The organism is Pseudomonas triticifolii (assembly GCF_014358015.1).
GTDB classification, from domain to species: domain Bacteria; phylum Pseudomonadota; class Gammaproteobacteria; order Pseudomonadales; family Pseudomonadaceae; genus Aquipseudomonas; species Aquipseudomonas triticifolii.
Genome location: NZ_JACONV010000040.1, coordinates 1 through 13,808, shown reverse-complemented (window position 1 = coordinate 13,808; position 13,808 = coordinate 1). Strand labels below are relative to the sequence as shown.

Below are 13,808 nucleotides of genomic sequence, written 5' to 3'. Positions count from 1 at the left end.
CCTCCCGCCATCGCCGGCAAGCCGCCTCCCACAGTTCGATGTTGGCTGCGAGACCTGCATAACGAGGAGCGCTCCGCCTCCTACGGGGTCGTCTACGCCTTCATAGCGTCAGCGCTGGCCCTTTCGCGAGCAAGCTCGCTCCCACGAAATGTTGAACTACGCCTGATAGCATGGACAGCGCTATAGCTGATCTTGCCAACACCACCCGTGAACATGCTCCGTACACACGTCCCGTGGGAGTGAGCGTGCTCACGAAGAGACCGGTTCATCCGCCAGAGATGTGGCGTTCGAAACATAGTCTTCGCGAGCAAGCTCGCTCCCACAAGTCTGCTATGGATTCATCTCAGCCCGTGGGAAAGGTCGTTGCTGGCAACCTGTTGCGAAGGCGATGCGGCTGACGCCATCACATCATCAGAAGATGTTGATCGGGTAGTCGACGAAGATGCGGGTTTCGTTGCCTTCGCTGTTGTAAGCCTGAGCGTCGTCGGACACGCGCAGGAATGAATTACGCAGACGAATCGACAGGTCCTTGGCCGGGCCGGTCTGCACCACGTAGGTCAGCTGGCTGAAGATTTCACGCTCGGTGCCATCACCACTGCCCGCCGTACCGTCGTCGATGTTGTCGCCGCGCACGTAGGCTGCACGGTAACTCAGGCCAGGCGTGACCAGTCCCGACAGGTCGACGCCGTAGGCGGCTTGCCACGAACGCTCGTCCTTGCCGTTGAAGTCGGACCAGTAGGAGTTCGCCAGGTAGATGCTGTTGCCGCCATCGCTGGTGCCACCATCGTTGCGATAGCCTCCGTACACGTAGCCGATGTCGCCGCTGCTGCGCTGGTGAGCCAGGGTGAACGAGTGGATACCCACAGCCCAGGTCGCTGCCAGGCTCCAGATTTTGTTGTCGCGCTCGTCGCTGTTGGCGAAGTCCTTGTCCAGGCGGGTCTTGTAGCCGTTGAAGTCCAGTGTCAGGGACTGCTCCTGCGGCAGGGCGAAGACGTAGTTCAGGTTCACGTACTGCTTCTTCAGGACGTCTTCGTCGTCGGAGGCGTAGAACGCGGCGGTGAATGCCTTGGAGAATTTATAACTGGCACCATAGACGTTGATGCTTTTCAGGTCACCACTGTCGCGGGCTTCGGCGCTCTTGCGCGCTTGCTGGGTGAAACGACCGGCCACCACTTCAAGACCGTCGATTTCCTTGGAAGTGATCATCGTGCCGGTGTAGCTTTCCGGCAGCAGACGGGAATTGTCGTAGCTCAGGACCGGCAACTGGGGCATCTGGTCGCCGTACTTGATGACGGTGTTGGAGATACGCGCTTTCACTGCCGCGCCCACGCGCGTCAGATCATCGGCAGCGTCGCCCTGGCCATTGTCGCTCTGCTTGAAGAAGTCGATTCCGCCAGCGCCGGCACGGCCTTTACCGCCGTCCAGGCGTACACCGTAAAGTCCGAATGCGTCAACGCCGACGCCCACGGTGCCTTGGGTAAAGCCAGACGTGAACGTGCCCATGAAGGCCTGGCCCCACTCGGCCTTGTCTTCACGACCATTCTTGTAATCGCGGTTGATGTAAGCATTGCGCAGATTGACGGTCAGGCTGCTGTCTTCGACAAATCCCTGGGTGTCCGCCTGCCCTTGGGCCATGGCCTGGCTGGCGCTCATGATGCCCAGCGCGAGCATACCCATACGTGTGTTAAGCATCTGTGTTCCCTTCTTGTACGAATTGACACGCGCTGTGGCACGGCGGCTGCCGTTCCGGGCTTTCAGGTTCAGGACCTGCAAGCCGCACGCTGTCATCGCAGTGGACTACTGATGCACGTACATGGCGCAAAGCCACAAGCGGTGGGGCCCGAATCCTAGTCCCAGGGCTTGAGGGGTGTCAAACGTCAAGAAGGCCGAAACAGAGCGCTCCCGGTGTCAGTCCTTGAGCACGCCCAGCAGGGCTTCAAGCTCCGCATCGTTGAACAACCCCACCGGATAACGCTGCAGCAGCATCGCGCGCACGTCCGGTCGAGGTTTTGCGGGTTTGGTCGTCCTTAACCAATCCGCCATCAACTGGCGGGCCTCGTTACTGGAAGAAGCAGACAACTCACGAGCACGGTTCTGGCTCATACCTGCCTTCATAGTGACAACCTCTTAATTCATGAGGGGCTAAATTTACGGACGCTGTGTGACAGTCACGCTAAGAAAACGATCAGACCTGACGTTGATTAAAGATGAGATTGGGATAAACGCTACAAAGTGTTACCCAAAAAAAAGCCCATCAGGTGATGGGCTTTAAGCAGCAAGAACAGGACCAATAGGCCACCATTACATGTTACCAATCATTTCTAACTAAGCCTTGTGAGGCGCGGGTTGCTGCTGGGTCAGGCAGTGAATGTTGCCGCCACCCAGCAGTAATTCCCGGCCTGGGACCATCACCACTTCGTGCTCCGGAAACAGTTTTTGCAGGATTTGCCGGGCGGTTTCGTCCATCGGGTCATCGAAGCTCGGGGCGATGATGCCGCCGTTTACAATCAGGAAGTTCACGTAGGACCCGGCCAGGCGCACCGACGGATTGCGCTCCTGACTGCCGTGCACCTGATCGACGCCCGCACATTCTTCAGCCGTGGCGAACAATGGGCCCGGAATCGGCATTTTGTGCACGATAAACTCGCGACCTTGGGCGTCGCGGGTGTTTTCCAAAATACTCAATGCCGCGTGGCAACGTGGGTAGTTGGGGTCTTCGGGATCATCGGTCCACGCCAGCAGGACTTCTCCCGGACGGACGTAGCAGCAGAAGTTATCCACATGCCCGTCGGTCTCGTCATTGAACAAACCGTCCGGCAGCCAGACGATCTTATCCACAGCCAGGTTGTCGCTCAGCACTGCCTCGATCTGCTCGCGGGTCAGGTGCGGGTTACGGTTGCGGTTCAGCAGGCATTCTTCAGTGGTGATCAGCGTGCCCTCGCCGTCCACATGGATGGAGCCGCCTTCCAGCACAAACCCTTCGGTGGCGTAACGCGGGCAGCGCTCGATCTCCATGACCTTGCTCGCCAGTTGCGAATCCAGGTTCCAGGGCGCGTACAGGCCGCCGTCGAAGCCACCCCAGGCGTTGAAGTCCCAATCCACGCCGCGCACTTCGCCACGGTCGTTGATGACGAACGTCGGGCCGGTGTCGCGCACCCAGGCGTCGTTGTTGCTGATTTCCACGACGCGGATGTTCGGCATGTCCAGACGCGCCCGGGCGTTGTCGTACTGCGCGGCGGACACGGCAACGGTCACCGGCTCGAACCGGGCGATAGCTTTGGCGACGGCCACGTGTGCCGTCTGCACCGGTTTGCCGCCCAGACGCCAGTTATCCGGGCGCTCGGGCCAGACCATCCAGACCTGAGTCTGCGTGGCCCATTCGGCGGGCATGTGAAAGCCATCGGCGCGTGGCGTGCTATTGAGTGTGGTCATGTCAGTCAGGACTCCAGTGGGAGGTCAAAGGTGTTGATCGTGACCCTAGCAGACTGGCCATGACAATATGCGCGACTTTATAGCGGATAAAAATCTGCATTAAAAGAGCTATCAGGCTTTAAGCCGTTATGAATTGCTGATTTTGCCGATATTAATCTGCAATTAAGGCAATGCCTGATCATTTTCACGCGATGGGCACGACCCGTGTAAAAAGGATCACTCCAGCTCTCGCAGCACCTTCGACACCCTGTCCACGAAAAAATCTGCGCTCTGACGGGTGATGCACATGGGCGGTTTGATCTTGAGAATGTTCAGGTAGTCGCCGGTTGGCTGCATGAAGATGCCCAGTTCGCGCAGGCGTTCGCACAGTTGTGCGGTTTCTTCGGTGGCGGGTTCCAGCGTCTGGCGATTGCGGACCAACTCGACGCCCAGGTAGAAGCCCATGCCATGCACTGCGCCCACCAACGGATGCTGATCGGCCAGGGCTTGCAGGCGCGCCTTGAAGTGGTCGCCGATGACGCGGGCGTTGTCCCACAGCCGCTCCTCTTCCATCACGTCCAGCACGGCCATGCCGATGCGGCAACTGACCGGGCTGCCGCCTGACAAGGAAAAGAAATAGCCTTCGGCCTCCAGTGCCTCGGCAATCTCGCGACGGGTGATCACCGCGCCCAGCGGATGACCGTTGCCCATGCCTTGGGCCATGGTGATGATATCCGGCACCACGCCCTGCTCTTCGAAGCCCCAGAAGTATTGGCCCAGACGCCCGTAACCCACCTGCACTTCGTCGGCGATGCATACACCTCCCGCTGCGCGAACCTTCTGATAAACCTGTTGCAGGTAACCCGGCGGCAAGGAAATCCCGCCCGCATTGCCAACCACCGGCTCACAGATGAAACCCGCCACCTGGCGCTGCTGCCCGGCCAGTTGTGCCAGTACCTGATCGACACTGCGCACGTACTCTGGCGCACTGTCAGCGCCGCGAAACGATCCGCGATACACATTGGGCGCGGTCACCGGATGCACCCAGTCCGGCCGGGTGCTGAACGCTTGCGGGTTGTCGGCAATCGAGGGGCACATGGCATCTGTCGCCACCGACCCGCCGTGACAGGCCCCCAGCACGCTGAGCATGTCGCGTCCGCCGCTGTAGGCCCACGCCAGGCGGATCGCCAGGTCATTGGCTTCGGTGCCGCTGTTGACCAGAAACACGCGGTCCATGCCAGCGGGGGCCAGCTTGAGCAGGCGCTCGGAGAACTCGGCAATGGCCGCGCAGTGAAAGCGTGAGTGGGTATTGAGCAGCGACCATTGACGAGCCGCTTCATGGGCCATGCGCGGATGACCGTGGCCCAGCACCGCCACGGTGTTGAGCATGTCCAGGTACGAACGGCCCTGCATGTCGATCAGGTGATTGCGCCAGCCACGCTCAATCTGCGGCGGTGCCGGGTCATGGTGTGTTTGCGAGCGCGCCGCATCTTCAAGCGCCGGGGCATCGCAATCGAAACCCAGCAGCGCCGAGGGCGACAGGCAGAACGTGCGCCAGGCATCGGCCCACGACGGCGCGGCAAACAACGGCGGGCTGAGGTCCGTCGCCGTAAACAGTTGCAGCAGCAGCGAGCCGCCGCCATGGCCGATCAGGTCGCCTGCACTTACCTGCGTGGGCGCCTCAGGCGTCACGCCCCACAACTTCAGGTTCACCTTGGCACCGACCAGCATCAGCGCACCATCGGCCATCCATCGCAGCGTGGCGTCGAACGGCGCGTGCAGCGGCGTATCGGCCGGGACGTGAAGCTCGACATGCAGGGCGAAGGTCTCAGGCTCGCGGGCGCTGTCCGGCAAGGTGCGCGACAGACGATATTCACCAAAGCGGCTGGTGGCCAGCCCGGTGTGCTCGGCCGCCTCGCTGAGCAGGTATTCATCGATACCGTCTCGCTCCCAATTGCCCGCGACAAAGTGTTCGCTGAGTACGCCCAGATCGACCCGCGCAGGCTTCACGCCTGCCAGACCGGGCAGCAGCGGCGCGTACGCGGGCTGCTCGAATGACGCAGGTGTTATGTCGACGGCTTGCAGAATCGCTGCTTCCATCAGAGCGATGGGCACGGACGTCGCGACGTCGAACACAGTCCACTCACCCGCAAGACTGGCCTGGACACAGGCATTGCCCGGCTCGATGCTGGCCTGCTGCTCGCTGCTGAGCACCAGCACCGCCGCGCGGGCGACGATCAACGGCCACAGCGCTTGCAGTTCCTCGGTCTTGAGCGGATTGATGGCGTGATAGGCCTGAATCGCCGGCAGCATGTACAGCGGGTCGCCCTCTGCATGGTGCAGCAGCGCCGTGCAGGTGACGGACAGATCCGCCACGCGCCAGGTGGCCACAAGATCGCCGAAATCGGTCAGCCCTTGTAGCTGCCACTGCCGCTGGGCATCGCGCAGCCAGACCACGTTGTGGTCTGTGATGTTCAGGTGCACGGCCTGAATGGGCAGCGCCGCAATCAGTGGCAACAGACGCCGATGCGCCTGCTCGGCAGCCTCGATCACGCAGGCGCGGGCGTCGGCGTCTTCGAGCACCGGCAACAGGTGCTTGATCAATGCATGCGCATGGCGCGGGTCCCCTTGCAGGATGCGGTCAAGGCCCGGATGGTCGAAATCGGCCAATGCCCGGTCCACCTTCGCACACAGCTCGCCAAGCCCGACCACCCCCTCACGCCCCAGATGCGCCACGTGGTCCAGCGACTGGCCATCAATGAACTCAAGCAGGCACACGTGAACCGGCTGGCCGTCGGTCTCGATGGTCAGCCATTGTTCAGTGTCGTTGGCGCGGATCACGCCCGGAACGTTCAGGTCGTCGTGGCGGGCCAGGTGCTGGAGCGCTGCGTGTTGGGCCTCCAGCTCCCTGACCGGATAGGCCCCGTGGCAGACCTTCAGCACGTAGCGACGCGTTTCGGTGTCGAGCAGAAAGTTGTGATCCTGCTGACTGCCCAGGGATCTCAACGTGCCGCTCAGGCCGTAATGCTGACTTAGCCATTGCAGCGCCTGTTCAAGACTGACATCCGGGCAAGACAGGCTGGATCGACGAATAAGCGTGGCGAGCGGCATGTGGACCTCGTTTTTATCAGCACTGACGCGACACACACAGCGCCACGGGCAGTCGCGCAACTATAGGGTGATTGGTGCCCACCGCCCAATCACGTTCAGGCATAAAAGGATGACGTCGGCTTTATGTCGCGCTGCGCGACACGGATGAATTTATTTCATACCCTGCACGCCTCTTATTGCCTGACCCTGTGATGCGCAATCAGGCGCTATGCTTCATCACGTCAAACACACAAACAAAGGCCAGTTCATGCGAATACTCGTTACCGGGGGCGCAGGGTTTATCGGATCTGCATTGATTCGTCACCTGATAAAGAACACTGAACATGACGTGTTGAACGTCGACAAGTTGACCTACGCGGGCAACCTCGAATCGTTGCAGTCCATCGCGACCGACACCCGCTATGAATTCGTACAGGCCGATATCTGCGATCAGGCAGCGATCAGCGCGGTGCTGACGCGTTTCGCGCCTCAGGCGATCATGCACCTGGCCGCAGAATCCCACGTCGACCGCTCCATCGACGGGCCGGCCGAATTCATCCAGACCAACATCGTGGGCACTTACAGCCTGCTGGAAGCCGCGCGCGGCTACTGGCTGACCTTGCCTGAAACGGAGCGCGGGGCGTTTCGCTTCCACCATATTTCCACCGACGAAGTGTATGGCGACCTGCACGGTGTCGATGACCTGTTCACCGAAACCACGCCTTATGCGCCCAGCTCTCCGTACTCGGCGAGCAAGGCGGCATCCGATCACCTGGTACGCGCCTGGCAACGCACCTACGGGTTGCCGGTGGTGCTCACCAATTGCTCCAACAACTACGGGCCGTTTCACTTCCCCGAGAAGTTGATCCCGCTGGTGATCCTCAACGCTCTCGCGGGCAAGCCGCTGCCGGTTTATGGCAATGGCCTGCAGGTGCGCGACTGGCTGTATGTGGAAGACCACGCCCGCGCGCTGCTCAAGGTGGTGACCGAGGGCGGGATCGGCGAGACCTACAACATCGGCGGGCATAACGAGCAGAAGAACATCGACGTGGTGCGCGGCATCTGCGCGTTGCTCGATGAGCTGGCACCGCAGCACCCGGCTGGCGTGCAGCAGTACAGCGACTTGATCACCTACGTGGTCGACCGCCCTGGCCACGATCTGCGCTATGCGATCGACGCCAGCAAGATCGAAAAAGAGTTGGGCTGGACACCCGAAGAAACCTTCGAGTCCGGGCTGCGCAAGACCGTGCAATGGTATCTCGATAACCTGGACTGGTGCCGCAGGGTTCAGGATGGCAGTTATCAAGGAGAGCGACTGGGCTTCACTGACCACAAGGACCTGATTGCATGACTAAAGGCATCGTTCTGGCCGGGGGCTCCGGCACCCGCCTGCATCCCATCACGCTTGGCCTGTCCAAGCAGTTGCTGCCGATCTACGACAAACCCATGATTTATTACCCGTTGTCGGTGCTGATGCTGGCCGGCATTCGGGAAATCCTGATCATCTCCACCCCGGAGGATTTGCCGCAGTACCGCAAGCTGTTGGGTGATGGCAGCCAGTTCGGTGTGCACTTTCATTATGCCGAGCAGCCCAAGCCGGAGGGTCTGGCGCAGGCCTTCCTGATTGGCGAGCAGTTCATCGGCGACGATTCGGTCTGCCTGATCCTGGGCGACAACATTTTCCACGGCCAGCACTTCAGCGTGCAGCTGCAGCAGGCCGCAGCCCGCAAGGCCGGGGCGACGGTCTTCGGCTACTGGGTCAAGGACCCGGAGCGCTTCGGCGTGATCGATTTCGATGAACAGGGACGCGCGCTGTCCATCGAAGAGAAACCCACAGCGCCCAAATCCAGTTACGCCGTGACCGGTCTGTACTTCTACGACAACGACGTGATCCAGATCGCCCGGGACGTCAAACCCTCGCCCCGTGGCGAGCTGGAAATCACCGACGTGAACAACGCCTACCTGCAACGCGGCGACCTGCACGTTGAGCGTTTCGGCCGGGGTTTCGCCTGGCTCGACACGGGTACGCACGACAGCCTCCTCGATGCCTCGGCCTACGTGCAGACCATCGAGCACCGCCAGGGCCTGAAAGTCGCCTGCCTTGAGGAAATCGCCTACCAGAATGAATGGATCGATCGCGATCACCTGCTTGCACGTGCCGATTATTTTGGCAAAACAGGTTATGGTCAGTACCTCTTCAAGATTGCTGGGGAAACCAAGTGAACGTGATTGCAACAAAGCTGCCCGACGTCCTGATTCTGGAACCTCGAGTATTCGGCGACGAGCGCGGCTTTTTTTTCGAAAGCTTCAACGCCCGCGCATTCAGCGAGGCCACCGGACTGGACAGGCAGTTTGTGCAGGACAATCACTCACGCTCACAGAAAGGCGTGCTGCGTGGGCTGCATTATCAGATTGAGCATGTACAGGGAAAGCTGGTGCGGGTGACAGCCGGCGAGGTGCTGGACATTGCCGTGGACATCCGCCGCAGCTCGCCGACCTTCGGTCAATGGGTGGGCGTCAGGTTGTCCGCCGAAAACGCCCGTCAGCTATGGGTGCCGGAAGGTTTTGCACACGGTTTCGTGGTCTTGAGCGAGTCCGCCGAGTTTCTGTACAAGACCACCGACTATTACACGCCATCGGCCGAGCGCTGCATTCGCTGGGATGATCCTGACCTGGCCATCGACTGGGAGCTTGATGGAGCACCGCAGCTGTCGGCCAAGGACCAGCAGGGCAAAAGCCTGAACGAGGCCGAGCTGTTCGCCTGACCGTTCTGGCGGCAGACCTTTTGCCCGGGTGCCGGATCAGGCTGTGCCGGGCATAATGCGCCTTTGATCCCCGATCAATGTCCCATCAGGATTGATCGGGTTTTCTGTTGCCTGCGCGTCCGTCCCGTACAGCGGCCCAGGCACCGCCATTCATTCGGCGCTTGCCAACGATGACCAAGACTTCCACCCTCCCTCCCCGCCCACGGTGGCGCAGCCTGGCGCTGCTGGCGATCTGCCTGGCGCCGCTGCTGTGGCCGCTGGAACACCTGGCGGAGCGTTACTACCGGGGCGTGCTGGCCAACCAGAACCGTCAGACGCTGGACCTCTACGTCGCCAACCTGCTTGGCACGCTGCATCGCTATGAAACCCTGCCGCAAATCCTCGGCGATTTGCCTGCGCTGCGGGCCGCACTGGAAACGCCTGGCGACCGGGCCACACTGGAAAACGCCAACCACCTGCTCAGCGATATCACGCGCCAGACCGGTGCCGACGTCATGTACCTCATGGACGCCAACGGCCTGACCCTGGCGGCGTCCAACGCCGACCAGCGCGACAGCTTCGTGGGTCGCAACTTCTCGTTTCGGCCCTACTTCATTGACGCGCGGGCTGGCAGAACAGGCCGGTTTTTCGGGCTGGGCACGACCTCGGTCAAGCGCGGCTATTTCTTCGCAGGGCCGGTGCGCGACGGCGACCGGGTGATCGGCGTGCTGGTGGTCAAGGTCGATCTGGACCACACCGAAACACTCTGGGGCAAGACGCCCGAGCAATTACTGCTGACCGATCAGAACGGCGTGGTGATTCTGACCTCCAACCCGGAATGGCGCTTTCGGGCCACGCGCGACCTGACCGATGACGAAAAGCGGGCGATCACGTCCATCCAGCCTTATCCGACGCGCGATCCGCGTCCGCTCAAGATCGACGAGCACGCCTGGCTGACGCAAAGTCAGCCCATCGATGAAACTGGCTGGAACGTGAATATCCTGGCGCCCAAGGCGCTGGTCGACCGCCCGGTGCGTACGGTGGTGGCGATTGGCGGGGCGACGCTGCTGGTGCTCATGCTGTTGCTGGGTTTGATGATGCAGCGTCGTCGTCATTACCTGGACCGTATCGCCTTCGAAGCCAAGGCCCGACGCGAGCTGGAAATGCGCGTGATCGAACGGACCAGCGACCTTGAAGGCCTCAACAGCCGGCTGCGTCAGGAAGTGCTGGAGCGCGAGCAGGCGCAGCAGGAACTGGTGCGCGCCCAGGACGAGCTGGTACAGGCTGGCAAGCTGTCGGCGCTGGGCACCATGTCGGCCAGCATCAGCCATGAACTCAATCAGCCGCTGGCCGCCATCCGCAGCTACGCCGAGAACGCCGAAGTGCTGCTCGACCACCAGCGTACCGAAGACGCACGCGGCAACCTCAAACTGATCAGCGAACTGACCGGGCGCATGGCCTCGATCATCGCCCACCTGCGCGCCTTCGCCCGTCGTGATCGGCATGCGCCGGAAAGCGTGGCCCTGCAACCGGCGCTGGACGACGCGCTGGCGTTGCTGGCCAAACGTCGGCGCGCCATGGAAGTCGAGTTGATCCGCGACATGCCCGACGCGACACTGTGGGTGCAGGCCGGAGAAACCCGCCTGCGTCAGGTGCTGGGCAATCTGCTGGCCAACGCGCTGGACGCCCTCACCGAAAAAGGCCCGCCGCGAAAACTGTGGATAAGTGCCGAGCAGACCCGTGAAGGCGTCAACCTGTACATTCGCGACAACGGCCCAGGCTTTTCCCAAGAGGCACTGGAGCGTGCCCGCGAACCGTTCTTCACCACGAAGACCCGCACGCAGGGCCTTGGGCTGGGCCTGGCCATCTGCGATACCCTGATGCGTGCACTGGGTGGCGAATTGCTGTTCGCCAACCATGCCAGCGGCGGTGCAGTGCTGACCTTGCGCCTGCGCGCCGGTGCTTCGGGTGCCAACCTTCAACCGCCAGAGGACCTTTCTGCATGAGTTCGGACACAGCCATCGACAGCCAGATTCAGGTGGTGCTGATCGACGACGACTCGCACCTGCGTCAGGCACTGCGCCAGACCCTGGACCTTGCGGGCCTGAACGTATTGTCGCTGCCTGAAGCCACCGGGCTGGCCGAGCGCATCGGGCGTGACTGGCCGGGCGTGGTGGTCAGCGATATCCGCATGCAGGGGATGGACGGTCTTGAGCTGCTGGTCCAGCTGCACGAACAGGACCCCGACCTGCCGGTGCTGCTGATCACCGGCCACGGCGACGTGCCGCTGGCGGTGAAGGCCATGCGCGCCGGGGCCTACGACTTTCTGGAAAAACCCTTCGCCAGCGATGCGATGCTCGACAGCGTGCGCCGCGCCCTGGCGTTGCGCCGACTGGTGCTGGATAACCGCAGCCTGCGTCTGGCCTTGAGCGATCGCCAGCAATTGAGCACACGTCTGGTCGGCCACTCCGCGCCCATGCTGCGCCTGCGCGAGCAGATCGGCGCGTTGGCGGGCACGCGGGCGGACGTGTTGATCCTCGGCGAAACCGGCGCGGGCAAGGAAGTGGTGGCGCGTGCGCTGCACGACCTGTCCAACCGCCGCAACGGACCGTTCGTGGCGATCAACGCCGGAGCGTTGGCCGAATCGGTGGTGGAAAGCGAGCTGTTCGGCCACGAATCTGGGGCGTTTACCGGCGCGCAGAAACGCCGCATCGGCAAGTTCGAATTTGCCAACGGCGGCACGCTGTTTCTCGATGAAATCGAAAGCATGAGCCTGGACGTTCAGGTCAAGCTGCTGCGCCTGTTGCAGGAACGCGTGGTCGAGCGCATGGGCAGCAATCAACAGATCCCGCTGGATATCCGCATCATTGCGGCCACCAAGGAAGACTTGCGGCAGGCGGCCGATCAAGGCCGCTTTCGGGCCGACCTGTATTACCGCTTGAACGTCGCGTCGCTGCGCATCCCGCCGCTTCGCGAGCGCGGTGAAGACGCCCTGATGCTGTTCGAGCACTATGCCGATGCCGCCAGCATGCGCCACGGCATTCCCAAGCAGGAACTCAAACCCGGCCAGCGTGCCTTGCTGCTGCGTCACAGCTGGCCCGGCAACGTTCGCGAACTGCAGAACGCCGCGGAACGCTTCGCCCTGGGGCTGGAGTTGGAGCTGGAAGGTAACGCCATGCCTGACGCCCCGCCAGCAGGTGGCGGCTTGAGCGAGCAGGTGGAAAGCTTCGAACGTGCCTTGATCGCCGCCGAACTGGCCCGCCCGCACAGCTCGGTGCGCAGCCTGGCCGAGGCACTGGGCGTGCCGCGCAAGACCCTGCACGACAAGCTGCGCAAACACGGCCTGAATTTTGGCGACAGCGGCGGAGCGTCCGATGAAACCGACTGAACCACAAACATTGTCGTCAGGTAACGCAGCGGCAGAGCTGGAGCAGGTGCTGCACCACGACATCCCGCTGACCCGCGAGATGGGCCTCCGTGTCATCGACTGGCAGCATCATCGACTGCGCCTGCACTTGCCGCTGGCACCCAACGTCAATCACAAGAGCACGCTGTTCGGCGGCAGCCTTTATTGCGGAGCGGTTCTGGCCGGCTGGGGCTGGCTGCACCTGCGCCTGCGTGAAGCGGGCATCACCGATGGGCACATCGTGATTCAGGACGGGCAGATCAGCTATCCCCTGCCCGTTCGCGACGACGCCATTGCCGTGTGTGATGCTCCAGAAGCTGCGCAGTGGGACAGGTTCATCACCACCTACCAGCGCAGAGGCCGTGCACGCCTTGTGCTCCAGACCCGTATCTGCGCACAAGACAGCGATGAGTCGGCCGTGACGTTTACCGGGCAGTTTGTGTTGCATCGGTGATCTCGCCCCGCCTGCAACGAGGTGCCAGCCCTCTTCGCGAGCAAGCTCGCTCCCACGAGACGGCGTTAGCGTGTGAACACGGCCGACCTGGAAAAACTGCTCAATAAAGCGACTGACGAGGCGTGAGGTGGCGGATAAACACACACCCCGTGGGAGCGAGCTTGCTCGCGAAAGCTATGCATCAGACGCCGTCTCTTCAGCGGATGTACTGCCCTATTCGCGAGCAAGCTCGCTCCCACGAGACGGCGTTAGCTTGTGAACACGGCCGACCTGGAAAAACTGCTCAATAAAGCGACTGACGAGGCGTGAGGTGGCGGATAAACACACCCCGTGGGAGCGAGCTGGTCGCGAAGGCTATGCATCAGACGCCGTCTCTTCAGCGGATGTACTGCCCTATTCGCGAGCAAGCTCGCTCCCACGAGACGGCGTTAGCTTGTGAACACGGCCGACCTGGAAAACTGCTCAATAAAGCGACTGACGAGGCGTGAGGTGGCGGATAAACACACACCCCGTGGGAGCGAGCTTGCTCGCGAAGGCTATGCATCAGCCGCCGTCTCTTCAGCGGATGTACTGTCCTATTCGCGAGCAAGCTCGCTCCCACGAGACGGCGTTAGCGTGTGAACAAGGCCGACCCGGAAAAACCGCTCAATAAAGCGATGAACGAGGCGTGAGGTGGCGGATAAACACACCCCGTGGGAGCGAG

10 protein-coding genes are annotated in these 13,808 nt (G+C 61.7%); 6 read left to right on the top strand and 4 right to left on the bottom strand.

From position 1 onward, the window contains the following. Nucleotides 1-411 precede the first annotated feature (411 nt). The 4 genes from H8S56_RS24275 to H8S56_RS24260 all read right to left on the bottom strand — a co-directional run bounded on the left by H8S56_RS24275 (nt 412) and on the right by H8S56_RS24260 (nt 6,522). Nucleotides 412-1,692 carry an OprD family porin gene (locus H8S56_RS24275; RefSeq protein ID WP_024694018.1) on the bottom strand — a complete coding sequence of 427 codons (1,281 nt, stop codon included), beginning with the start codon at nt 1,690-1,692 and terminating at the stop codon, nt 412-414. Between the two features lie 216 nt (nt 1,693-1,908). Then, a complete protein-coding gene (locus H8S56_RS24270) occupies nt 1,909-2,115 on the bottom strand; it encodes a hypothetical protein (protein ID WP_080266786.1) in 207 nt (68 codons plus the stop codon). A 210-nt stretch (nt 2,116-2,325) separates the two neighbouring features. Continuing rightward, complete coding sequence (aguA, locus tag H8S56_RS24265) at nt 2,326-3,432, bottom strand: agmatine deiminase (RefSeq protein WP_024694017.1); 1,107 nt, start codon at nt 3,430-3,432, stop codon at nt 2,326-2,328. A gap of 216 nt (nt 3,433-3,648) precedes the next feature. Beyond that, a complete protein-coding gene (locus tag H8S56_RS24260) occupies nt 3,649-6,522 on the bottom strand; it encodes an aminotransferase (RefSeq protein ID WP_187519998.1) in 2,874 nt (957 codons plus the stop codon). Nucleotides 6,523-6,769: 247 nt separating this feature from the next. Between H8S56_RS24260 and rfbB the strand changes: the two genes are divergently transcribed. The 6 genes from rfbB to H8S56_RS24230 all read left to right on the top strand — a co-directional run bounded on the left by rfbB (nt 6,770) and on the right by H8S56_RS24230 (nt 13,105). Further along, nucleotides 6,770-7,852: a dTDP-glucose 4,6-dehydratase gene (rfbB, locus tag H8S56_RS24255; protein ID WP_187519997.1), complete on the top strand. Its 1,083-nt coding sequence runs from the start codon at nt 6,770-6,772 to the stop codon at nt 7,850-7,852. Beyond that, entirely contained in the window at nt 7,849-8,724 is an 876-nt protein-coding gene (gene rfbA / locus H8S56_RS24250) for a glucose-1-phosphate thymidylyltransferase RfbA (RefSeq protein WP_024685125.1), read from the top strand. The genes rfbB and rfbA overlap by 4 nt, the downstream gene beginning before the upstream one ends. Next, nucleotides 8,721-9,266, top strand: coding sequence for a dTDP-4-dehydrorhamnose 3,5-epimerase (rfbC, locus tag H8S56_RS24245; RefSeq protein ID WP_187519996.1), 546 nt, complete (start codon nt 8,721-8,723; stop codon nt 9,264-9,266). The genes rfbA and rfbC overlap by 4 nt, the downstream gene beginning before the upstream one ends. Before the next feature lie 170 nt (nt 9,267-9,436). Next, nucleotides 9,437-11,251 (top strand): sensor histidine kinase, encoded by a 1,815-nt coding sequence (locus H8S56_RS24240; protein ID WP_024685127.1) that lies wholly within the window; start codon nt 9,437-9,439, stop codon nt 11,249-11,251. Further along, on the top strand, nt 11,248-12,633 hold the full coding sequence (locus tag H8S56_RS24235) for a sigma-54-dependent transcriptional regulator (RefSeq protein ID WP_024694013.1): 1,386 nt from the start codon (nt 11,248-11,250) through the stop codon (nt 12,631-12,633). The genes H8S56_RS24240 and H8S56_RS24235 overlap by 4 nt, the downstream gene beginning before the upstream one ends. After that, nucleotides 12,620-13,105 (top strand): thioesterase domain-containing protein, encoded by a 486-nt coding sequence (locus tag H8S56_RS24230; protein ID WP_187519995.1) that lies wholly within the window; start codon nt 12,620-12,622, stop codon nt 13,103-13,105. The genes H8S56_RS24235 and H8S56_RS24230 overlap by 14 nt, the downstream gene beginning before the upstream one ends. The last annotated feature ends 703 nt before the right edge of the window (nt 13,106-13,808 follow it).